The 22,442-nt window shown below is 39.3% G+C and carries 21 protein-coding genes and 2 tRNA genes; 10 read left to right on the top strand and 13 right to left on the bottom strand.

Annotation, left to right across the window (positions count from 1 at the left end; genetic code table 11):
* Positions 1 to 38: 38 nt before the first annotated feature.
* Entirely contained in the window at positions 39 to 836 is a 798-nt protein-coding gene (locus IWX76_RS12775; RefSeq protein ID WP_196860314.1) for an NIPSNAP family protein, read from the bottom strand.
* 127 nt (positions 837 to 963) lie between these two features.
* Here IWX76_RS12775 and IWX76_RS12770 point away from each other — a divergent pair, with 127 nt between their 5' ends.
* The 6 genes from IWX76_RS12770 (at position 964) to IWX76_RS12745 (ending at position 6,120) form a co-directional block, all read left to right on the top strand.
* Positions 964 to 1,410 (top strand): hypothetical protein, encoded by a 447-nt coding sequence (locus IWX76_RS12770; protein WP_196860313.1) that lies wholly within the window; start codon positions 964 to 966, stop codon positions 1,408 to 1,410.
* 163 nt (positions 1,411 to 1,573) lie between these two features.
* Positions 1,574 to 1,655 (top strand) — tRNA-Leu (locus IWX76_RS12765).
* Between the two features lie 67 nt (positions 1,656 to 1,722).
* Positions 1,723 to 3,069 carry a trigger factor gene (gene tig, locus IWX76_RS12760; protein ID WP_196860312.1) on the top strand — a complete coding sequence of 449 codons (1,347 nt, stop codon included), beginning with the start codon at positions 1,723 to 1,725 and terminating at the stop codon, positions 3,067 to 3,069.
* Between the two features lie 162 nt (positions 3,070 to 3,231).
* Entirely contained in the window at positions 3,232 to 3,921 is a 690-nt protein-coding gene (gene clpP / locus IWX76_RS12755; protein ID WP_196860311.1) for an ATP-dependent Clp endopeptidase proteolytic subunit ClpP, read from the top strand.
* A gap of 4 nt (positions 3,922 to 3,925) precedes the next feature.
* Positions 3,926 to 5,167, top strand: coding sequence for an ATP-dependent Clp protease ATP-binding subunit ClpX (gene clpX, locus IWX76_RS12750; RefSeq protein ID WP_196860310.1), 1,242 nt, complete (start codon positions 3,926 to 3,928; stop codon positions 5,165 to 5,167).
* Between the two features lie 83 nt (positions 5,168 to 5,250).
* The gene (locus IWX76_RS12745) at positions 5,251 to 6,120 is read left to right on the top strand and encodes an AMP nucleosidase (RefSeq protein ID WP_196860309.1); all 870 of its coding nucleotides are present in this window, start codon (positions 5,251 to 5,253) and stop codon (positions 6,118 to 6,120) included.
* Positions 6,121 to 6,160: 40 nt separating this feature from the next.
* Here IWX76_RS12745 and IWX76_RS12740 read toward each other — a convergent pair whose 3' ends face one another.
* From IWX76_RS12740 to sppA, 5 genes are read right to left on the bottom strand one after another with little or no spacing between them, the layout of a single operon-like run.
* Positions 6,161 to 6,670: a SixA phosphatase family protein gene (locus IWX76_RS12740; RefSeq protein ID WP_196860308.1), complete on the bottom strand. Its 510-nt coding sequence runs from the start codon at positions 6,668 to 6,670 to the stop codon at positions 6,161 to 6,163.
* The gene (locus IWX76_RS12735; protein ID WP_196860307.1) at positions 6,636 to 7,697 is read right to left on the bottom strand and encodes a glycosyltransferase family 9 protein; all 1,062 of its coding nucleotides are present in this window, start codon (positions 7,695 to 7,697) and stop codon (positions 6,636 to 6,638) included. The genes IWX76_RS12740 and IWX76_RS12735 overlap by 35 nt, the downstream gene beginning before the upstream one ends.
* The gene (locus tag IWX76_RS12730; RefSeq protein ID WP_196860306.1) at positions 7,697 to 8,299 is read right to left on the bottom strand and encodes a DUF4254 domain-containing protein; all 603 of its coding nucleotides are present in this window, start codon (positions 8,297 to 8,299) and stop codon (positions 7,697 to 7,699) included. Before IWX76_RS12730 ends, IWX76_RS12735 begins: the two co-directional genes overlap by 1 nt.
* Before the next feature lie 20 nt (positions 8,300 to 8,319).
* Entirely contained in the window at positions 8,320 to 9,996 is a 1,677-nt protein-coding gene (locus IWX76_RS12725; RefSeq protein ID WP_196860305.1) for a helix-hairpin-helix domain-containing protein, read from the bottom strand.
* On the bottom strand, positions 9,996 to 11,762 hold the full coding sequence (sppA, locus tag IWX76_RS12720) for a signal peptide peptidase SppA (protein WP_196860304.1): 1,767 nt from the start codon (positions 11,760 to 11,762) through the stop codon (positions 9,996 to 9,998). The genes IWX76_RS12725 and sppA overlap by 1 nt, the downstream gene beginning before the upstream one ends.
* Positions 11,763 to 11,878: 116 nt before the next feature.
* Here sppA and folK point away from each other — a divergent pair, with 116 nt between their 5' ends.
* Complete coding sequence (gene folK, locus IWX76_RS12715; RefSeq protein WP_196860303.1) at positions 11,879 to 12,373, top strand: 2-amino-4-hydroxy-6-hydroxymethyldihydropteridine diphosphokinase; 495 nt, start codon at positions 11,879 to 11,881, stop codon at positions 12,371 to 12,373.
* An 18-nt stretch (positions 12,374 to 12,391) separates the two neighbouring features.
* A complete protein-coding gene (locus IWX76_RS12710) occupies positions 12,392 to 12,769 on the top strand; it encodes an Hpt domain-containing protein (protein WP_196860302.1) in 378 nt (125 codons plus the stop codon).
* 28 nt (positions 12,770 to 12,797) lie between these two features.
* On the opposite strand, the gene pssA is transcribed toward IWX76_RS12710, so the two are convergent.
* A complete protein-coding gene (gene pssA / locus IWX76_RS12705; RefSeq protein WP_196860301.1) occupies positions 12,798 to 13,481 on the bottom strand; it encodes a CDP-diacylglycerol--serine O-phosphatidyltransferase in 684 nt (227 codons plus the stop codon).
* Between the two features lie 3 nt (positions 13,482 to 13,484).
* Complete coding sequence (gene rho / locus IWX76_RS12700; protein ID WP_196860300.1) at positions 13,485 to 15,164, bottom strand: transcription termination factor Rho; 1,680 nt, start codon at positions 15,162 to 15,164, stop codon at positions 13,485 to 13,487.
* A gap of 264 nt (positions 15,165 to 15,428) precedes the next feature.
* Between rho and pyrF the strand changes: the two genes are divergently transcribed.
* Both pyrF and IWX76_RS12690 read left to right on the top strand, forming a co-directional pair.
* On the top strand, positions 15,429 to 16,259 hold the full coding sequence (gene pyrF, locus IWX76_RS12695) for an orotidine-5'-phosphate decarboxylase (protein WP_196860299.1): 831 nt from the start codon (positions 15,429 to 15,431) through the stop codon (positions 16,257 to 16,259).
* Positions 16,260 to 16,417: 158 nt separating this feature from the next.
* Complete coding sequence (locus tag IWX76_RS12690; protein WP_196860298.1) at positions 16,418 to 17,110, top strand: DUF2490 domain-containing protein; 693 nt, start codon at positions 16,418 to 16,420, stop codon at positions 17,108 to 17,110.
* 39 nt (positions 17,111 to 17,149) lie between these two features.
* Here IWX76_RS12690 and IWX76_RS12685 read toward each other — a convergent pair whose 3' ends face one another.
* From IWX76_RS12685 to IWX76_RS12665, 5 genes are all read right to left on the bottom strand, one after another.
* Positions 17,150 to 18,196 carry a BtrH N-terminal domain-containing protein gene (locus tag IWX76_RS12685; protein ID WP_334641894.1) on the bottom strand — a complete coding sequence of 349 codons (1,047 nt, stop codon included), beginning with the start codon at positions 18,194 to 18,196 and terminating at the stop codon, positions 17,150 to 17,152.
* 45 nt (positions 18,197 to 18,241) lie between these two features.
* A tRNA-Leu gene (locus IWX76_RS12680) sits at positions 18,242 to 18,325 on the bottom strand.
* Positions 18,326 to 18,381: 56 nt separating this feature from the next.
* Complete coding sequence (locus IWX76_RS12675; protein ID WP_196860297.1) at positions 18,382 to 19,143, bottom strand: MBL fold metallo-hydrolase; 762 nt, start codon at positions 19,141 to 19,143, stop codon at positions 18,382 to 18,384.
* A gap of 43 nt (positions 19,144 to 19,186) precedes the next feature.
* Positions 19,187 to 19,840 carry a LolA family protein gene (locus IWX76_RS12670; protein ID WP_196860296.1) on the bottom strand — a complete coding sequence of 218 codons (654 nt, stop codon included), beginning with the start codon at positions 19,838 to 19,840 and terminating at the stop codon, positions 19,187 to 19,189.
* Between the two features lie 10 nt (positions 19,841 to 19,850).
* Complete coding sequence (locus IWX76_RS12665; RefSeq protein WP_196860295.1) at positions 19,851 to 22,439, bottom strand: FtsK/SpoIIIE family DNA translocase; 2,589 nt, start codon at positions 22,437 to 22,439, stop codon at positions 19,851 to 19,853.
* Between the last annotated feature and the right edge of the window lie 3 nt (positions 22,440 to 22,442).

Here is a 22,442-nt window from a genome sequence, read left to right as displayed (position 1 = left end):
CATTTGAACTGCTTCTTTGTTTAATGGCGTAAGGTGAATTAAAAGTCTGAATAGGCGGTTGGCGACAGGAACATGGCATCTAATTTTTTCATGTTGTTTTTGTAGATATCCAGGTTAACAATTGCTTTCCATTTAGGATCATTACCAAATTTCTTCCACTGTTCATCACGTGAAGCCTTGCTGCTATAGGAGGTCATGTACATGAGGTTTGGCATGCGGCCACCGGCGATAACCTCACCATAGAACACCGGCTGACTACCGATGCGTTCAAAAATCTCCATTTCCGCGTCGTTGAACATGGCGACTTTATTTTTATAAAGCTTTTCGGTAGCACTTTCATAACTACGTAATTCATAGATGCGTTCACTTTTTAGTCCTGGAAAATCAGGTGCTTTAAGTTGTGGCATGCCTTCAAAGGCTTGCATCAGGATAGTTTCTTTACGAACATAAGGAGGGTCATCGTGTGCCGCATTGATGTAGTCGCTTCCTTTCTCTGCTAGTACCTTGTCTTTTGCTAAAGTGCTTTCCAGGTTACCGAATCCAGCCAGAGTGTGAAAAGGGATCAGCACATAAAGACGTTTATTAGTGGCTGTATCCATATTGGCGGTTTTAAAGACGCCAACAGTTTTAATGCCCTGTCGGTGTAATGCCGGTAAATAGGCTTCGGAAAGATATTTGTCCAGTCTTTGTTCCTGCCCTTTATTTGCCACATGGTAGACGATCAACTGGTAATATTGTCTTTTGGGAGGTTTGATGGATGCTGAAGCAGGGACATAAAAGGTATGTGTTAGCAGTATGATAGCTACTGCTGCAGAGAAAAGAGTTTTTATTTTCATGGTGATGTGTGTTTTTTTGATGAATAAAAATAGTGTAATATTTAAGAATTAACCACCTAAAACTTGGTATTTGCAAACTATTTGATAAATTAATAAAAAAATCAAATGTGGATTAGAACGGGCAAATATGTTTGATGAACTAGAAAAATATAACCTTAACGGCAGCTTTTTTTTTCAGGCAACAGATCTTTTGGAAGAAGTTTGTAATGCACCACGAGAACAATTCGGTATTTTCTTAGTCTATGCGTTGCGAAAAGGGCGGGTAGAACTCATTTATGTGGGTAAATCGGGATATCATATTACCGGTGAGAAAGCCAAACAGGACACCTTCCTGCATGATGGCTTGCGTGAAAATTTGGTTGACGGTATCCATTTTGATGAGACCAAGCGCAAGAACTGCTGGCCTGTGCAAATGCTGATTGAGGATATCGAAGCGCTGCACATTCATTGGTATGTGACCTATGATGGTAAATATAAGGACCGGCCGAAGACGGTCAAAATGAAAATATTGAAAATTTATGAAAATATTTATGGCAACTTTCCGAGGTGGAATTTAGCAGCTGATTTGTGTTAAGTTTAAGCTATGCCTCTAGTTATCAGAAAACTGTGAAAATTGTGGTTACTATTCGGTTTAAACATAAGAGAACAGGGTTTAAATATTTATTTAAAATAATTTAAAAAGCATTTTGACTTATCAAAACTATCTCTATCTTTGCAGTCCTAAACAACTCCTAACTGCGGATGTGGCGTAATTGGTAGCCGCACCAGACTTAGGATCTGGCGCTTCACGGCGTGGGGGTTCGAGTCCCTTCATCCGCACTATAAATTCCTCCGAAAATTTCGGGGGAATTTTTGTATAAAGAATTTAATTATTTGATTCAGAAATATGAATATTACACAGGAAAAGATTAACGACTTAAACGCAGTTGTAAAAATTAAAATAGCACCTGAAGATTATACTGAAAAGGTAGAAAAAGCCATAAAAGACCAAGCGAAAAAAGCAACAATTCCTGGTTTCCGTAAAGGAATGGTTCCTGCATCGCATATCAAAAGGACGCATGGTAAAAGTATTCTGGTTGAAGAGATCAACAACCTGTTAAGCGAAACATTAAACAAATACTTAACTGAAAATAAAGTAGAAATTCTTGGTCAGCCATTACCTGTAATGGATAACAGCAAAGAATTTAAATGGGATAATACAGATGAGTTTGAATTCGATTACGAGATTGGTTTAGCCCCAGCGGTTGATATTACCATCACGGAGAAAGATAAGTTTACCCAATACATTGTTAAAGCAGATGAAGAAACTTTAGCATCACGTATCAAAAACATCAGACGTAGTTATGGTAAGATGACAAATCCGGAAGTTTCGGAGGCGGATGACGTACTTTATGCCGATTTAGCACAACTTGATGCAGATGGTTCAATTATTGAAGGTGGTATAGCAGCAACAGGTTCTATCCGTTTAGATGCGGTAAAAGACAAAAAAATCTTAAAAACCTTAATTGGTTTAAAAAAGGATGATGTTGTAGAATTAGACGTTCAGAAAGCATTTGACAAAAACGAAGGCCTTATAGCTAAGATTTTGAATATCAGTGAAGAAGACGCTAAAAATGTTGATTCGAAATTCCAGATAACGGTTAAAAATGTAAACCGTTTAGAGGAATCGGATTTAAACCAAGAGTTCTTTGATAAAATATTTGGTGAAGGCGTTGTAACAGACGAGGCAGGATTTACTGCCAAAATTACCGAAGAAGTGGAAAGTATGTTCAAACAAGATGCTGACCGTAAATTGCAAAATGATATGTATACGCAATTGGTAGATGGCATTAACATTGAATTGCCTGACGAATTTTTGCGTAAATGGTTAAAAGCCACTAACGAGAAACTAACCGATGAAGAGTTGGCCGAAGGTTATGATGATTTTGCTAAAAACCTGAAATGGACGTTAATCGAGAATAAGCTGATTAAGGACAATAACATCGAAATTAAATATGATGATGTTTTCCAGACTGCTAAACAACGTTTAGATGCACAATTCAGAATGTACAGCCCTAGTCCGATGCCTGATGATCAGTTAGCGCAATACACGACTACTTTCTTAAAGGAAAAAGACAATGCTAACCGCATTTTTGAAGAAGTGAAAGCAATCAAAGTTTTTGAATATATTCAATCTGTTGCCACTTTAGACAAAAAAGATATACCTTATAACAAATTTGTAGAACTAGTATAGTAACTACTTAAAACATATTGATTTAATTGAATAAGGCGGCTTTATTAGGCCGCCTTATTTATATAACCCTTTTCAATTTTACAATACAATAATAATTAATCAATTTAGTTTTATTATTATTGAAATATAGATTACTGAATAGAAAATTTAAACATAGATCTCATGAAGATTGATAAAGACGAATTTAGAAAATACGCAGTTAAACACCACCGCATAAACGGCTTAAACGTTGATCGTTTTATTGGGCAGACCAACATGTCGCCTAAAAGCATGACTCCATATATTATTGAAGAGCGTCAGTTGAACGTTGCACAAATGGATGTTTTCTCTCGTTTAATGATGGACAGAATTATCTTTTTAGGAGATGCTATTCATGAGGGAAATGCTAATATTATCCAGGCTCAGTTGTTATTCCTGCAGTCTACAGATAACAATAGAGATATCCAGATCTATATTAACTCACCGGGTGGTTCTGTATATGCAGGTTTAGGTATTTATGATACGATGCAATACATTACACCAGATGTAGCGACAATTTGTACAGGTATGGCGGCCTCTATGGGTGCTGTATTATTAGTTGCCGGTGCTAAGGGTAAACGTGCGGCTTTAAAGCACTCCCGTGTAATGATTCACCAACCATCAGGTGGAGCGCAAGGTGTTGCATCGGATATGGAGATCAATTTAAGAGAGATGCTTAAATTAAAAAAAGAATTATATGATATCATTGCTGGTCATTCTGGCCAGACTTACGACTGGGTTGAAAAAGCTTCAGATCGTGATTACTGGATGACTTCAGGCGAGGCTAAAGACTTCGGGATGATTGACGAAGTGTTAGGTTCTACCAATATTTAATAAAATGGCTAAACAAAATAAAGAATCCCGTTGCTCATTTTGCGGATCCGGTAAGCAGGATACTCTCATGCTTATTGAAGGATTAGATGCATTTATCTGTGATAAATGTGTAGTGCAAGCCAATCAGTTATTGGTGCAGGAACTGGGAAATAAGAAAACGAAAGGCTTAGATGCTTCGTTAACCTTATTAAAGCCTTTAGAAATTAAGCAACATATTGACCAATACGTTATTGGACAGGATGCTGCAAAAAAGGTGCTTTCGGTAGCGGTGTATAACCATTATAAAAGGTTAAGCCAGAAAGTGAACCAGGAGGATGAGGTAGAGATTGAAAAATCGAATATTATGCTGGTTGGTGAAACAGGTACAGGTAAGACTTTACTAGCTAAAACCATTGCGAAAATACTTCATGTTCCATTTTGCATTTGCGATGCAACGGTTTTAACCGAAGCAGGTTATGTAGGTGAGGATGTGGAAAGTATTTTAACCCGTTTACTGCAGGCTGCTGATTATGATGTGGCTTCTGCTGAGCGTGGCATTGTATATATTGATGAGGTGGATAAGGTTGCACGTAAAAGTGATAATCCTTCTATTACCAGAGATGTGTCTGGCGAAGGTGTACAACAGGCATTGTTGAAAATACTTGAAGGTACCGTAGTAAATGTTCCTCCTCAGGGTGGACGTAAGCACCCGGACCAGAAGATGATTCCGGTAAACACTAACAACATTTTATTTATTTGTGGTGGTGCATTCGATGGTATTGAACGTAAAATTGCTAATCGTTTACGTACTCAAGCAGTTGGTTACAAAGTGAAAAAGGATGATGTTGATTTAGACCTAAAAAATCTATATAAATACATTACGCCACAGGATTTAAAATCATTTGGTTTGATTCCTGAACTTATTGGTCGTGTACCGGTATTAACCCACTTGAATCCTTTGGATAAAGAAGCTTTACGTAATATTTTGACAGAACCAAAAAACTCATTGTTCCGTCAATATGTGAAGTTATTTGAATATGAAGGGGTGTCGTTGAACTTTGATGATGATGTGCTTGATTTTATCGTTGATAAAGCGATGGAATATAAATTGGGTGCCAGGGGACTTCGCTCTATTTGTGAAGCGATTATGTTGGACGCCATGTTTGATATCCCTTCCGATCCGGAAGTCAAGGAACTAAATATCACACTCGACTATGCGGTAGAGAAATTTGAGAAAGCCGACTTTAAAAAGTTAAAAGCTGCTTAACAATTTAATCCCCGTTTTAACGGGGATTTTTTTTTAACTTGTTATTTGAGCTATTGGCGATGATAAACTAAAAAAGGAGAATTATGAATGAAGAAAAAGATGTTAAAAAAGAAGAATTAGCTGTAAAAGCCAAAAAAGTTAAAAAGGTAAAAGAAGTAAACACTCCTGTAAAAGCCGGTTTAAAAACTAAAGAAGATATTGTTAAAAACTGGTTGCCGAGGTACACCGGCAGACCGCTGGAAGAGTTTAGTAAGTTTATTTTGTTAACCAATTTCAGTAAATATGTGCAAATGTTCAGTGAATGGAATGATGATGCCCCAATTATGGGTATCGACAAACCAATGCAAAGCGTTACGGCAAATGGCATTACCATTATCAACTTTGGTATGGGTAGTCCGCTTGCAGCAACCATGATGGACTTATTGTCGGCAATATCGCCCCAAGCAGTATTATTTTTAGGCAAATGTGGTGGTTTGAAGAAGAAAAACCAATTAGGTGATTTAATTCTTCCCATTGCAGCGATCAGGGGCGAAGGTACATCAAATGATTACTTGCCTGCCGAAGTGCCAGCATTACCTGCTTTTGCTTTGCAGAAAGCAATTTCAACTACCATACGTGACCACTCCAGAGATTATTGGACTGGAACCTGCTATACCACCAACAGAAGGGTTTGGGAGCATGACAAGAAGTTTAAGAAGTATTTAAAGTCGTTACGTGCTATGGCTGTTGATATGGAAACAGCAACGGTATTTACAGCAGGTTTTGCTAATAAGATACCAACCGGTGCATTATTGTTAGTTTCAGATCAGCCGATGATTCCAGAAGGTGTAAAAACGGCAGAAAGTGATAGCAAAGTGACTACAAATTACGTAGAAACACACTTAAGGATTGGTATAGATTCCTTAAAACAATTAAGTAACAATGGATTAACGGTTAAACACCTCAAGTTCTAATCACCGTTGATATATCGTACAGGCTTTATTTTATTTGAAGCTAAACTTGCGGTTCTTCCGTTTTTTTAGGAAAATCAAATAACAATACAGTTCCTGTATGATAACTTATTTCGCCCCAATCGGTGGTATCGAAATGCAACAACACGATGCCTGATGTAGGAATGTTATAGATTTTTGCATCAGAAAGGTAATTCGCAAAATCAGTGAAGCCTGGGTTATGCCCGAAAAGGGCCGCTGAATGATAATCATTAGACAAGCCATTCACTACTTGTAATAGATCCCTGGTATCGGCCTCATAAATGGATGAATATGTAATAATACTGTCTTCTGGCCTGTTCCACACCTGTGCAAAATGTTTGGCTGTGGTGAGCGCCCTAAGTGCAGGGCTGCTGACGAGAATACTGGTGGTAATGGCTTTACTCAGGCATCTTTCGGCCATGCAATGCGCATTTTTATTCCCTGTATGATTGAGGGGCCTATCAAAATCCTTGAGATTTATATTGCCATGATCTGATTTACCGTGCCTGATCAGCAGAAGTTGTTTCGCCATATATTTTCTGGATTACTTTATTAAGAACAATCAATTCTGACAAATTGTTCATACAGGCAAAATCACCTCTAAAACATGGTTTATTGCCATATATGGAGCAGGGTCTGCACTCGAGTTCAATTTGAACGGCGTCATGATCAAGTTGTCCATAACCCATAAATCCCGCGTTAGGGTGAGTAGATCCCCAGATGGAAACCACTGGAATACCTTTTAAGGAAGCGAGGTGCATACCAGATGAGTCCATGCTGATCATGACATCCAGGTGTGAGATAAGATCTAATTCTGTGGTAAGGTTGATCTTTTGGATGACGGAATGAACGTTAACATATTTCTGTTCCCATGTTTCTGCTATAACACGTTCTTGAGCACCGCCCCCGAAGACGAAAATCTTATGTCCTAATTCAGAGAGTTTCTGAAGCACATATTCCATTTTCTCCAATGGATATACTTTTTGTGCATGCTGAGCAAAGGGGCTAACGCCTATATATTTTTGTGTTTTATGCGCGTCCAGAAAGGGCAGCAATGCAGGGGTAATATCGGCAAAGGATCGTGCAGGTAACTGGTGTGAAAGTTCGAAAGGGAAACCTAGTTTTCGAAACACGTCGGCATAACGTTCTGATGTCCGTTTAAGTGGCTTTAGCACTTTGTTGACTTGACGGGTTAACTTCTTTTTGTCGCCACGGCCTTTATCCAGTCGCCTTACTTTGGTGCCGCTTAATAAGAATAGCAGGCACAGGATGGCGCTACGGAGATTGGTATGCAAATCTGCAATTGCGGTGAAGTTGTGTGTCCTTAATTCCAGGAATAATTTAACCAAGCCAAAGAAACCTTTATATTGTTTGGGGTCAAAGGTATGGAAGGATGTATTTCTAATCCCTGAAAAAAACGGGGCGAAGAGTCCCCGACTAAGTACAACCACACTGGTATCCGGATAACTAGCCGTAAATTCCTTAATAACAGGGGCTGTCATGGCCACATCGCCCATGGCAGAAAACCTGATCACCAGAATTTTAACAGCACCAGGCATTATTTTGTATTATATAAGATAGGGTTTAGCGATGGGTCGTTATACATCTTCATTTGTTTGTACACTTTCATGTATTTGTCCCCATTTTTGATATCTTCAAGCAATTCATCCAGACTTCCTGAAAGATCCTGACGCTGTTGAAGTAAGATATTTAATTTAAGCTGACAAGCTGCAGTGTGTTCTGTTGAAACACCGGTTCTTTCCGTTTCTTCCTTCATGTGGAATACTTTTAAAGCCAGGATAGAGAGGCGATCAATTACCCAGGCTGGGCTTTCAGAGTTGATTTTTGCGGTAGCTTTTGGTAATACCGATGCAAACTCCTGCAGGAAGTAACTGTCAATAAATTCTACCACATCAGTACGTTCCTGGTTAGACTTATCGATGGTTCTTTTCCATTGCAAACCTTCTACAGGATGAATGTCAGGATTACGCACCACATCTTCCATGTGCCATTGGGCCGTATCGATCCAGCACTTTAAATAAAGTAGGTGCTCCAGGGTATTAACCGGGTATGGATTATTGATGGGATGATCAATATGGTTGAATTGGTGATAGTCGTTGATCACAGCTTCAAAAATCTTATTGCAAAGGGTACTAATCATGCGACAAAGGTAGGTATAAACTATTTTTTATTGTGGAAGAATTCTGTAATGTCTGTCAGATTAAAGGCGTTTAAGCATTGATTGGCTGATAATCCACCTTTTCTGGCTACTAATGTGCCGTAATGCATATCGTGAAATCCTTCCATGCGGTGGGCATCCGGATTTATGGAGAGTAACACTCCTTTTTCAAGTGCGTAGCGGTGCCAGCGCCAGTCGAGGTCCAGACGTAAAGGGTTGGCGTTTATTTCGATCACCACGTGGTTGGCAGCACAGGCATCGATCACTTTTGCATAATCTATTGGGTAGCCTTTCCGGCTGAGCAACAGGCGGCCGGTAGGGTGACCTAAAATGGTGGTGTATGGATTTTCAATGGCTTTAATTAACCGGGCAGTAGCTTTCTCTTCGTCCATCTTTATATTGCTGTGTACCGAAGCAACAACAAAGTCAAATGTTTTCAGAACTTCCTCACTGTAATCCAGAGATCCATCGCTTAAGATATCACTTTCAATCCCTTTAAATATTTTAAAAGGAGCCAGCTTTTTGTTTAAGGCATCTATTTCCTGTTGCTGAGCATAAACACGCTGTTCATTCAATCCATTCGCGTAAACAGCAGAACGGGAGTGGTCACAGATGCCCAGGTATTCTAACTTTAATTCTTCCTTACAGAAAACAGCCATTTGCTCCAGCGTATGCACGCCATCGCTCCAGGTGGAGTGGTTATGTAATGTACCTTTTAGGTCCGCATCACTGATGAGTATTGGCAACTGTTTTGCTTTAGCCAGTTCAATTTCGTTGGCACCTTCCCTTAGCTCAGGCTCAATATAATCCAGTCCGGCTTTTGCATAAATTTCTGCTTCAGAAGCATAGTTGCCCGTACCCGCCAGTGCAAGTACCGACATTACGTGTTCCGTATTTCCAGTCAGGCTAAACCACTGTGGGTAAAAGTCAACCTTATTGGATAGGAATAATCTGATTTTTAAACCAATTGGTGTAATTGCATGATATTGGAAGTCGCCTTCCTTAACGAACTCAAAGGGTTCAAAGAGACGAAGTTTTTCAGCAGTTTCGTCGGGTAAATCTGTTCCTGCCAGGATATCAAGTTCAGTAATGATTTCACAGCGTCTGCGAAAATCACCAGTTATTTCAATCAGTGGCGCGTTTTCAAAGTTGTTTAGCCACAAAGAAAGATCTGCATGTAAGGTCTGCGCTAAATGTTCGGCATGCGCATAAAGGAATTTGCCTTCAGCAGCCATTTTAAACTCAATAACTTTCCTTATTTCTTCCTGTGTTTTTAAGCCAAAACCTTTTGCTTCGATCAGTCGGTTTTCATTGCATGCATATAAAAGTTCACCTACGGTTTCAATACCAAGGTCTTTCCAGATGACTACAATTTTTTTAGGCCCAATACCTTTTATGCCTAACATTTCGACAATGCCTTCGGGTGTTTTGTCGATTAGGTTCTGCAGGTCAGTGAGGGTGCCCAGAGATAATAACTCCCAGACTTTTGCTGACATGCTTTTACCCAGTCCGTCAATTTGTTCTATTTCTTCGATGCTTTTCCCTTTAATGGCGTAAGGGAGTTTATCTATTTTAAGTGCCGCATTGGCAACAGTTCTTATTTTAAAAGTATTTTCTTTATGCAGTTCCATTACCTGCGAAAGCAAGCGCAGGGTACGGGCTATGGTTTTATTTTCCATTAATTGATATTAATGTTAAATGGCATGCGTGCCTGAACACCGCTGTTTAAAACGGCTTTTTTCATTTGTTCATACATCAGGAAGTGCTCACCAAACTCTTTTTGCGCATAGTAAGTTTTAATTTTATCGGTAGAACTATCCATCAATGATTTAAACGGATCAATCTTTTCTGGAAATTCTACTACCCGGTAAGTTTTTAAGTTTGCTTTTTTACCAGCAGCAACAATAGCATCATTAAAACTGCCTAAACGGTCGGCAAGGCCAATTCTAACAGCATCTGTACCCACCCAAACACGTCCACCACCCACAGAATCTACTTGTTTTTTGGTCATTTTACGTCCATCAGCTACGCGTGTTATAAACGTGTCGTAAATGTGATTTACATCATTTTGAATAATAAACCTTTCTCCAGCGGTAAGCGGGCGGTTTACACTCATGATATCTGCGTATTTGCCTGTTTTTACGCCATCGAAGGTAATACCAAGCTTGTTGTTTAACAGGTTTTGGAAATTAGGAATAATACCAAATACACCGATAGAGCCAGTGATGGTGTTGGGTTGTACGAAGATGGAGTCTGCTGCACAAGCAATATAATAACCACCAGAAGCAGCAACATCGCCAAAGGAAGCCATTACAGGTTTAACCTTTTTACTCAATTCCATTTCTCTCCAAATGACATCAGAGGCTAAAGCACTACCTCCACCAGAATTTACCCTTAATACAATAGCCTTCACATTAGAGTCTAATCTGGCTTTACGAATGGCACGGGAAATACGTTCCGAACCAATGCTTTCATCATTACCTTCACCACTGATGATATCGCCATTAGCATAAATGACCGCAATTTTGGTCTTGCCAGTTGCTTTTTCACTTGTTACGTTTTCTGCATACTCGTTAATGGAAATGGCTTCAATCTTGTCATTTTTACCAATACCACTTAATTTTTTCAATTCATCAATTACCTGGTCTTTATAACGCAGGGCATCGACCATCTTATAGTTTAAGGCATCGTTAGCTTGTTGAATTTTAAAGTCATTAGCAATCACAAAAAGACTGTCGCGCGGGATCTTCCTGGTTTCAGAAATTCCTTGCAGGAAAGTATTGTATAAACCATTGACATAAGCTGAAACTTGCTGCCTATTATATTCACTCATTTTCTCGTTAATAAAGGGCTCTACTGCGCTTTTATAATTTCCAACGCGGATAATTTGTGCTTCAACACCAATCTTTTCGAGCGCGCCTTTAAAGAACATCAGCTCAGAATTGAAACCTTTAAATTCTAACGCACCTTGTGGGTTTAGGTATACTTTATTGGCTGCAGAAGCTACGTAATATGCATCTTGTGTGTACACCTCACTATACGCGATTACTTGTTTTTTACTCTTTTTAAAATCTATAATGGCGTCTCTGATCTCTTTCAATGAGGCTTTACCTGCGCCCGGAGAACTTACACTCATGTATATCACTTTAATATTAGGATCGCTTTTGGCTTTTTTAACCGCTCTTATCAGGTCTCTTAAACCAATACTTTTCTCAGCCGAGCCGATAATAGGCAGGTTCTCAAAACGGGTATTGGGTGTACGCTCTTTAATATTTTGATCCAGGTTTAGAAAAAGCACACTATTTGCTTTAACATCTACCGTTTTATCATCACTAATGGAGGATACAACTGCGGCAATGATAAACATGAAAAAAATGAAGACCAGGAATATAGAAAGCAGAAATCCCACGACTGTGGCAGAAACATATTTGAAGAATTCTCTCATGAGCTGTTTAAGTATTAGATTTTGTAAATATAGGAAACTGTTTGAGCTTAGGTGGCAAAAAGTGATAAGCTCACAAATGTTTCCTAACTTTAAAGCCGCCGTTAAAGGCACTTTATATGGGTTTAGACACTAAAATAGTTTATTTGTTACTTGGAAGCAACCTCGGAGACCGAAATGCTTTAATTGAGGAAGCAATTGTAGCTATAAAACATCAGATTGGCCGGCTGATCTCCCGGTCGTCGTTATACGAAACCGCCGCCTGGGGAAAGGAAGACCAGCCGGGATTTTTAAATATTGCCTTGTCCGTAGAGACCAGTTTAGACGCACAAGAGGTTTTGGTACAGGCTTTAGCTATTGAGAAAGAGTTAGGTAGGATAAGGTTCGAAAAGTGGGGCGCGAGATTAATAGACATCGATATCATATTTTATGGAGACGAGGTGATCTCTATTGCCGGGGAGTTGGAAGTTCCACATCCCGAAATGCACAACAGAAAGTTTGTGCTGGTACCTATGGCAGAAATTGCTGAAGATTATATACATCCGGTGTTTAAAATGAAAATATCGGAAATATTACGGGAACTGCCTGATGATTTGACGGTATGGAAAGCATAAATTTATTAGTTTTGTTATATGCTAGACCTTGAAAAGAATAAACTTCCGCTGGATCTGTCCTACTTAAGTGAAATGTCGGGCGACAGTCCGGAATTTATGATTGAGATGATTGACATGTTTAAACAGCAAACACCGATCTATCTTGATGATCTGAAAAATGCAATTGATGCACAGGATTGGAGCAGGACTGCCAGTTGTGCACATAAAATGAAGCCAACTTTTTCTTATGTTGGTCGCGATGATGCGAAAGAACACATGCAGTGGATAGAACACCATGCCCGTGATCAACAGGATGTGGAAGAAATTCCGGGAAAGTATTCTGAAGTCAAGGAATTTGTAAATGTGCTTTATCAACAGTTGGATGATGCGAAAGCGGAATTAAGTAAACGACTTTAAACCAGAAAGTTTAAAGTCGTTATTTATATTATGATTCGATCTCGTTTCTAAAATGCAGGAACGAAGATGCGATATATAAGACCAGTACAATCGGTATTGCTGCAAATTTCAATAAGGCAATTAATACCGCTGATATCAGCAGGAAGATAAATTTAACTTTATTGTCTTTCCAGTTCAATGTACCAAATTTCAAAGAATAGATCTTTATTTCCGAAACCAGCAACCAGCTCATCAAGATGGTAATCCCAATAAGGAAAATGGTGGAGTTAATGATTTCCGGATAATCCCGCTGAATGAAAGGTAGGGAAACAATAAATAAAGTATTCATCGGTGTATTTAAACCAATAAAATCTTCTGTCTGCCGGGTATCCAGGTTAAACTTAGCCAAACGTAAGGCCGAGAATATAGTAATTAAAAAAGCAGTGTAGGGCAGGTATGGGGAAGTCAAATCACTTTGTGATAGTAACTGAAACATCACTACACCAGGTAAAAAACCAAAACTCACCACATCGGCTAGGGAATCCAATTCCTTACCAATCTCCGATTTCACATGTAACAGCCTGGCAGAAAATCCATCAAAAAAATCGAAGATTCCTGATATCAATACTGCGTAGGCGGTTATTGTTAAATCTCCCTTAAAGGCAAATACAATGCCGATGCAACCCGAAAGAAGATTAGCGCATGTTAATGCATTAGGGATATGTTTCTTCATGAATTAGCTGTTCATCGATATTAAGAATTCTTCATTTGATTTCGTGTTTTTAATTTGTGCCTGCACAAATTCCATCGCTTCCTGTGCATTCATATCTGCAAGGTGATTACGTAAGATCCAAACACGTTGAAGGGTATCTCTATCATGCAACAAGTCGTCACGACGGGTACTTGAAGCAGTAATGTCAATAGCAGGGAAAATACGTTTGTTAGATAACTTACGATCCAACTGCAGCTCCATGTTACCTGTACCTTTAAATTCTTCAAAGATTACCTCATCCATTTTAGAACCAGTATCCGTTAGGGCTGTAGCCAGGATGGTTAATGATCCGCCTCTTTCAATATTACGGGCAGCACCAAAGAAACGTTTAGGTTTATGTAATGCATTTGCATCCACACCACCAGAAAGGATTTTTCCAGAAGCAGGAGCAGTAGTGTTATAAGCTCTGGCCAAACGGGTAATGGAGTCTAATAAGATCACGACATCATGACCACATTCCACTAAACGTTTTGCTTTTTCCAATACAATATTTGCAATCTTCACATGACGTTCTGCCGGCTCATCAAAAGTTGAGGCAATTACTTCAGCGCGTACACTTCTGGCCATATCGGTAACCTCTTCAGGTCTTTCATCAATCAGCAAGATGATCAGGTATACTTCAGGGTGGTTGTTAGCAATGGCATTAGCCACTTCTTTCAACAAGTTTGTTTTACCTGTTTTCGGCTGTGCAACAATTAAACCACGCTGACCTTTACCAATAGGGGTAAACAAGTCGATAATGCGGGTGGAATAGTTGTTGGAATCGTTAGAAAGGTTAAAACGTTCTGTTGGAAAAAGAGGGGTAAGGTAGTCGAAAGGAACCCTGTCGCGAACATCAGCAGGTAAACGTCCATTGATGGTTTCTACTCTTACTAATGGGAAATACTTTTCGCCTTCTTTAGGTGGGCGAATACTGCCTTTAACAGTGTCACCGGTTTTTAAACCGAATAATTTAATCTGCGATTGAGAAACATAAATATCATCGGGAGAAGATAAATAATTGTAATCAGCAGACCTTAAAAAACCATAACCATCTGGCATAATTTCTAAAACACCTTCATTGGTAATGGTGTTGTCGAAATCAAGACTAGAATAACTGGTTTCGTTGGATTTATTATTATTTTGAGGGGTGTTTTTAGGTCTGTTGTCTTCGCGTTGTGGCTTTGCTTTTCGTTGTTCTACTGGCGCAACCACGCCGTTTGCACTAGGGTTTTCTACCACTGGTGTTGGGTTTTCCACCTTTGCTGGTTTTTCTTCAGCAGCAGGAGTAGCCACAACGGCAGTTTTATCTTCGGCTAGAACTTCAGGAAGATTTTCGAAAGGCTTTTTTGTTAAAGGCTCTTCAAATAAGGTAGGTCTGTTTGTTGGACCAGCGTCTACTTCATCTTTACTGGTAATACGGGCACGCTTTCTTAATGGTTTTTCGCCATTAGTACTGGTTTTAGCCATTTTAGGTTTAGCCGCCTTTTCTTGCACAGGATCTTTTTCGGTTAACGCTGGCGTAAGTTCTTCCTCTTTAATTTGAGAAATCACCTCAATTAGTTCAGCCTTACGTAACTCATCAGCATTTACAATGCCATGAGCTTTAGCCAACTCACGCAGTTCTGCTGTGAGTTTTTCATTTAATTCTGTTTTATTAAACATTATATGTGGTAGAAAATTTTTGGTAATAATTATTTATGGGATGAACAAAGCAAAAAATACACGCTTGATTGTCTTTTTGAAGCAAAATGTTGAGATTTTCTGGAATGATCAGATAATTTAAGAGAATTATCCTGCAATTGTATGTATTTGTAAATTAATCTCCAAGAAAAATATAAAATTGTTAAAAATTAATTTTTCGGTGATTGTTCAAATATACGCTTTATTTACTTCATAATTCGTCATATTTGCAGCAAAAATTGCCATATGAATAAAGCTCAATTATTTGAACAAATACAGAAAAAGCGTTCTTTTTTATGCGTAGGATTGGATACGGTGTTAGAAAAGGTACCGCAACACCTCTTAAAATATAAAGACCCTATTCTGGAATTTAACAAACAAATAATTGATGCCACCAAAGATCTTTGTGTGGCTTATAAACCTAATACAGCGTTCTATGAAGCCCGTGGGGTACAAGGTTGGCAGAGTTTAATTGATACTTGGGCATATATTCCAAATTCAATATTTACCATTGCTGATGCCAAAAGAGGTGATATCGGAAACACCTCTGCGATGTATGCTGACGCTTTTTTTAATGCAGAAAAATCTGGAATGAGCTTTGATTCCATCACCGTAGCACCGTATATGGGCGAAGATTCAGTAAGCCCATTTTTAAATCACCCTGATAAATGGGTGATACTACTGGCCTTAACCTCAAATTCCGGCCATCGCGATTTCCAGACACAAGCTATTACTAACGGTAAATTATATGAGGAAGTCATTAGGGTATCTTCTACCTGGGCAAACAGTGAGCAATTGATGTATGTAGTTGGCGCAACCAGAGGTAATGAGTTTGAAAACATCCGTCGATTAGCACCGGATAACTTTTTATTGGTGCCTGGGGTAGGAGCACAAGGAGGTAATTTAGCCGATGTTTGCGAATATGGCTTAAATGACCAATGCGGTTTACTGATAAATTCATCACGTGGTATTATTTACGCAAGTAGTGGCGAAGATTTCGCTGAAAAAGCAAGAGAGGAAGCGTTGAAGTTACAACAGGAAATGGAGCAGATCCTTCTGGAAAACGGTTTATTGTAGTTATATGTTCCTGAATTCTGAGGTTAAGTAATTTTGCTTAGGCCTGATTATACATTTTAATTTGGTAAGCTTCTATGGTTAGCTATTTGCTTATAATCTTTAAATTTTACTGCTTTTTTTAGGTCAAAAAAGATAAATTGCGGGAAATTGTAACCGATATGCGTAAATATTTGCTGATCATCGTGGCTCTTCTAGCCATGAATTTCAAGACCACCGCCCAGACCACTCACCAAAATTCGGGCTGGCTTTTTCTGATGAACTCCACAAAGTTTAATGATAAATGGGGCATGCACTTTGACTTTCAGGTCCGTACTCAAGACGAATGGGATGGTGTTAGACATGTGCTCATCAGACCCGGCATTACCTATTTTATCAATAAAAGCAGCGACGTCACCCTCGGCTACCTGTATACACCCACTTTCCTCAGGGTAGCTGGAGCAGCAGATAACACCTTTACTGAACATAGGATTTGGGAGCAGTATATTTACAAACACAAGATCAGTTCAATCAATGTAAGTCACAGGGTCCGGCTGGAGCAAAGGTTTGTCGAAGAACAATTTTCACAACGCGCCCGTTATTTCCTAAGGTTTATGGTGCCACTTAAAAAAGTTGATGAATCTTTCGATGAAGGCTTCTTCGCGGCGGTTCAAAACGAGGTGTTTTTGAATGTACAAAACAAAGATCAGGTTAATGGAAGTCTGTTCGATCAGAATCGTGCATATGGTGCCGCAGGATATCGCTTTAGCCCAAAGGTTGATGTGGAAGTGGGCTATATGAACCAGTCTGTTAATGGAAGGAATAATAACACGAATAATAACATTGTTCAGCTGGCTTTGTATACCAGGTTTTAGTACGTAGTCTATAGTTGAAGGATACAAACCAAGGTTCTGCTATAGCGTTGCCAATAATTCCATTGTCTTTTTTTCTTTTCCCGCTATAGTTTTTAATAAGACAGCGGCTTGTTCAACGTATTTAATGTCTTTCGTTTGGCTAACCTTTTCAAATAACTCAGACACCGAAGTCCAAAGTTCTGCAATTTCTAAAAACGCTTTGTAGGCAGTATTTAGTTCATCAAGTTTAAGCAGGGCGTAACTTTCTTTTAGAAAATCCCGGTATAGGTTTCTGAACAATGCCCCACCGGTTCCTGCTTTTTCCATAAGCATTGCAGTAGTCTTAAATTCGTTTGAGATGTCTTTACTTGTTTTAAACCATTTGATTATTTCTATACTCGTTTTTAGAATTCCTTTGTATCCAATATTTGTAATTGGTGGATTTATGTATTCTTTAGCATTTTGCCTGATTGCTGTTATTATGGCAGTATTCAGGTCAAATTTATTTTCACGCTTGCGCAAGATGAAATACAAGTTTTTAGATGCCATGGGACCCTTTGCTGCTCTTGCCAACGCCAAACTTTTTAAACTTGTATTTACTAGTCCGCCTTGTTGTTTTGTGTCCACTAAAAAAGCATTAACATTGTCGTAACCATATATTGCAGTATAATGTCCAGCAAAATGAAATGGGTTTGAAAAATATTGCAAATGAAAGCTATCTAATTTTAAGCCGACTGCTTGTCCTTTATTAATAAGCTCTTTTACGTTATCCCAGGCCTTTTGTGTAGATGCTGTTTCCTTAACTATTAATTCAAGATTTAGATTTCTTGCAATATTTTTTGTTAAAACATCTGGTTTTACTCGTCCACCTATGAATGGAAAACTCATTGTTTTCATATTCCAAAAGATGAACCCTAGTCCCTCGCCTAGACCAAAAAGCATAGGTTCGGAAAGTTCAATATTCAGTTGTCGCAACAAAGTTCCTGTCGCTGTCGTTTCACAATGTTGGCCTTCAAATGGTTTTATATGCTCAATTACCATTGCAGTAAGTATTGAGATTTGAGAATGAATTCCATAGACATTAAAATTCGTGAAAAGCTTAAGCAAAAAAAATCCTTTTATAAATCTCAGACTTATAAAAGGATAATACCGTACCCGGAAGCAGATTCGAACTGCCACACTCTTTCAAGCGCCACCCCCTCAAGGTGGTGCGTCTACCAATTCCGCCACCCGGGTATCTTGCTGCAAATATATATTTATTCCGCAATTTTTATCAACTATTTGTGCAATAGTTAGACCTCTATAACTAAACCATCATAGGCCAGTTTAATGTTCGGAGGTAGTTCTAGCTCAACCTCAGCGTGTAAGCCCAAATTATGGCTGATGTGTGTAAAATAAGTGGTTTCTGCATTGATTTCCTGTGCAAAAGCAATGGCCTGCTCCAGGTTAAAATGCGAAATATGTGTAGAGCGTTGCAGCGCATTGACCACCAATACTTTGCTCCCTTTAATTTTTTCTTTAGAAGCAGCCGAGACCGTTTTGGCATCCGTAATATAAGTGAAATCGTTAATGCGATACCCAAATATTGGCAGTTTGTAATGCATGATCTCGATCGGGATCAACAAGGTCTCCCCAATAGTGAAAGGCTCCACATCTATATCATGGATATCAATCTGCGGCAGACCAGGGTAGTGGACGTCAGTGAAAATATATGAAAATTCCCTTTTTAAAGCTTTCTGAACACGGGAGTCTGCATATATGTGGATATCTTTCTTCAATAGGTAATTGAAAGGCCTGATGTCATCCAGTCCGGCAATGTGATCCTTATGCTCATGTGTAAAAACAATGGCATCCAGGTCCTTCACACCCGCACGTAACATCTGGTACCTGAAGTCAGGTCCGCTATCGATAACGATGGTTTTATCGCCTGTTTCCAATAACACAGAAGTTCGTAGTCTATTGTCTCTAAAATCATTGGAGCTGCAAATTTCACAGCCACAACTAATTACTGGTATTCCTTGCGATGTTCCGGTTCCTAAAAACGTTATCTTCAAAATTTAGCGGTTAAAATCAGATGCTTAATTTAACAAAAAATTCTTACCTCAGGTCAACAACCTCTACACCTGGATATTTCTTGGCATCAAATGTAAAGGTAGACTCTGGTAATTTTACATTAGGAACAAAGGATTTCACGCTGTAGGTATAAGTGGTGCCATTCTTCTCATAAATCACCGCTTTAGTAATCTGTAACGCTTTCTTATCAATGGTTAAACGAACCTTATTATAGCTTTTTTTAGCATCCGTTGGTGTTAAATCGATCAATTGGTAAACTTTACTGCCTACCTTACTTTCACCTGCATATTTAGATTTAAAACCTTTTTCATAAATGGTAAAAATTTGTGCAGGGTTCAACGCATCTCCGTCCGTATCAACAGCAGTTAACTGAACTTCCTGATCCTGTTTCAAGTGGGTCCATTGATTCTTTCCATCGCTAATCAAATCGCGATCCTGCATCACCATTTTGTATTTATTGGCATTGGCTTTTACATACAAAACGCCTTTATCCGTTTGGTTGATGTTAGCTTTTGTGTTGTTAGCTGATATGGTAAAATCGGCTTTAACAATAGCATATGTTTTATATTTCTTGCTCATCGCCTGTAAAATGGCGGTGGCTTTGGCATCACTTTGTGCAAAACTGGTGTAACTCATGCCGGTGAAAACCAGCAGTAACACCATTATATTTTTTATCATGTTGTTTTATTTATTTACTCTTCAGGTTATCCAAGAACTGTTCCAAAGCGTAATCATCAGGTATCAGTACCTCCCGGGCCTTACTGCCTTCAAAAGGTCCAACAACCCCCGCTGCTTCCAGCTGGTCAATAATTCTACCGGCACGATTGTAACCCAATTTCATCTTGCGTTGTATAAGCGATGTAGAGCCTTGCTGGTGCATAACAATCAGTCTGGCTGCATCTTCGAACATCGTATCACGGTCAGAAGCATCAAAATCCATCTTCGCATTTTCGGCTGCTTCATCCACATATTCAGGAAGTTGGTAGGCCTCCGGATAACCACGTTGGTTGCCAATAAACTCCGAAATACGGTCTACTTCTGGTGTATCCACAAAGGCACATTGTAGACGAATCAGGTCATTTCCGGTCGATAACAACATGTCACCACGGCCGATCAGCTGATCTGCTCCACCGCTATCTAATATGGTCCGCGAATCTATTTTCGATAATACCCTAAAGGCTAACCTGGCCGGGAAATTCGCTTTAATGGTACCCGTAATAATGTTTACCGATGGTCTTTGTGTAGCTAAGACCAGGTGTATACCTACAGCCCTGGCCAGTTGTGCTAAACGAGCAATTGGTGTTTCCACTTCCTTACCGGCAGTCATCATTAAGTCGGCAAATTCATCTACAATCAGCACGATATAAGGAAGGAAACGGTGCGAATTATTAGGGTTCAGCTTCCTTTTAATAAACTTCTCGTTGTATTCTTTAATATTTCTCACCTGTGCATCCTTTAACAGATCATAACGTTGATCCATCTCAATACACAGGGAATTCAGGGTCGTAATAACCTTCTTCGTGTCCGTAATAATAGCATCCGCCTCCCCAGGCAGTTTTGCCAAAAAGTGACGCTCAATTTTGTTAAACAAGGTTAATTCCACCTTCTTAGGATCCACCAATACAAATTTTAATTGTGAAGGGTGTTTCTTGTATAACAGGGAAACCAGAATAGAGTTAATCCCCACAGATTTACCCTGACCAGTTGCCCCAGCCACCAATAAGTGAGGCATTTTAGCTAAATCACCAATATAAACTTCATTAGAAATCGTTTTCCCCATGGCAATAGGTAATTCCATGGTTGTTTGCTGGAATTTCTCTGTCTCCATAATACTTCGCATGGATACCATTTCAGGGTGCAGGTTAGGTACTTCAATACCAATAGTGCCTTTTCCTGGCATCGGTGCAATAATCCTGATCCCTAATGCTGCTAAACTAAGGGCAATATCATCTTCCAGGTTTTTAATCTTTGAAATCCTTACCCCAGGTGCCGGAATAATCTCATATAAAGTAACGGTTGGTCCTATGGTCGCTTTAATTTTATCGATCTCAATATTATAGTGGTTCAGGGTCTCTACAATTTTATTTTTGTTGACCTCTAATTCTTCTGCATCCACAGATATCTTGTTAGAACCATAGTTTTCCAGTAAGCCTAAGTGAGGGTATTTATAACTCGCCAGGTCAAGGGTAGGGTCGTAGGTGCCAAACTGTTCCACCAGGTCTTCGGCCTTTTTCTCTTCTTCGGTTTTTTCTATGGTTAACTCAGGTTCTATTTTCTCAGGTACCTCCGCCTTAGGCTCGGGAGTTAAAGTAACAGGTTCTACCACCAACGGAACATGCATTACATTGGCTACAGGAGGTCTTGGTGGTACAGGTACTACTTTTTCAAACTGTGGCTGTTCACGTTCAAAGCGAGGTTCTTCGCGAGGTTCCGGTGTTAACACTACCTCTTGCGTTTTCCTTTGCTGGTTGGCAAATCGGTCATTCAGGGTAAACTCTACAGGTTCTGATCTTTGCTCATTTGCAAGTACCACTTCATCTTGTTCTGCAACATCAGGAACAAAATCAGGCGTAAAGGTTTTCTTTCTTTCCGGTAATTTAAAGTCTATGTTATATGCTATAATGAGCACAGTTAGGGCTAAAAAGGTGAGTAATCCACCAACTCCTGCAACGCCAATTTGTGCTTCCAGCAAGCGGTTGGTCCAGTAACCAAATTCACCTTCCAGGTAATGTGGGGCCTCAGAGAAAAAAGAATGGGCAAAGCCAAAACCAATAGATATAAATAATAGGAAAAACAGGCTGTAGCCTAATGTTTTTTCTAATGGGAAAATCTTTACTTTAAACAACAGGCGGTAGCCGATGATAAAAAACACGAATATAAACAGAAAAGAGGCCAGCCCGAACCATTCATAAATAAACTGATGCGATAACAGGGCGCCGAATTTGCCTAACCAGTTTTGCACAACCGGGGATATCGATGCGGCTTTTAATTCTTCAATGGTCTTAAATAAATTTGCCCAACCCCCGTTAGCGTCAATTACATAGCTGTAATCGTCCTGCCAGGTAAATAAGTAAGAAGTAAAAGCGATGACGAAGTACAACGAAAGGATCAGGAAAAAGAGCCCTAGTATTTTGATAAAACGGCCGTCCTGAAAGTCGAAACTCGGTAAATTCTCAAAACGTCTGCTAGTGGGTTTAACGGATGCCCTGGCACCTGGTCTTTCACCAGATTCGTTTTTGAATGAGTTCGATTTAAATTGGTTTCCCTTAAGTGCCATTTT

The sequence above is a fragment of the Pedobacter sp. CAN_A7 genome (assembly GCF_015752175.1).
Lineage (GTDB): Bacteria > Bacteroidota > Bacteroidia > Sphingobacteriales > Sphingobacteriaceae > Pedobacter.
The sequence above is the reverse complement of the archived record's forward strand: the minus strand, read 5'-3'. Positions and strand labels throughout refer to the sequence as shown.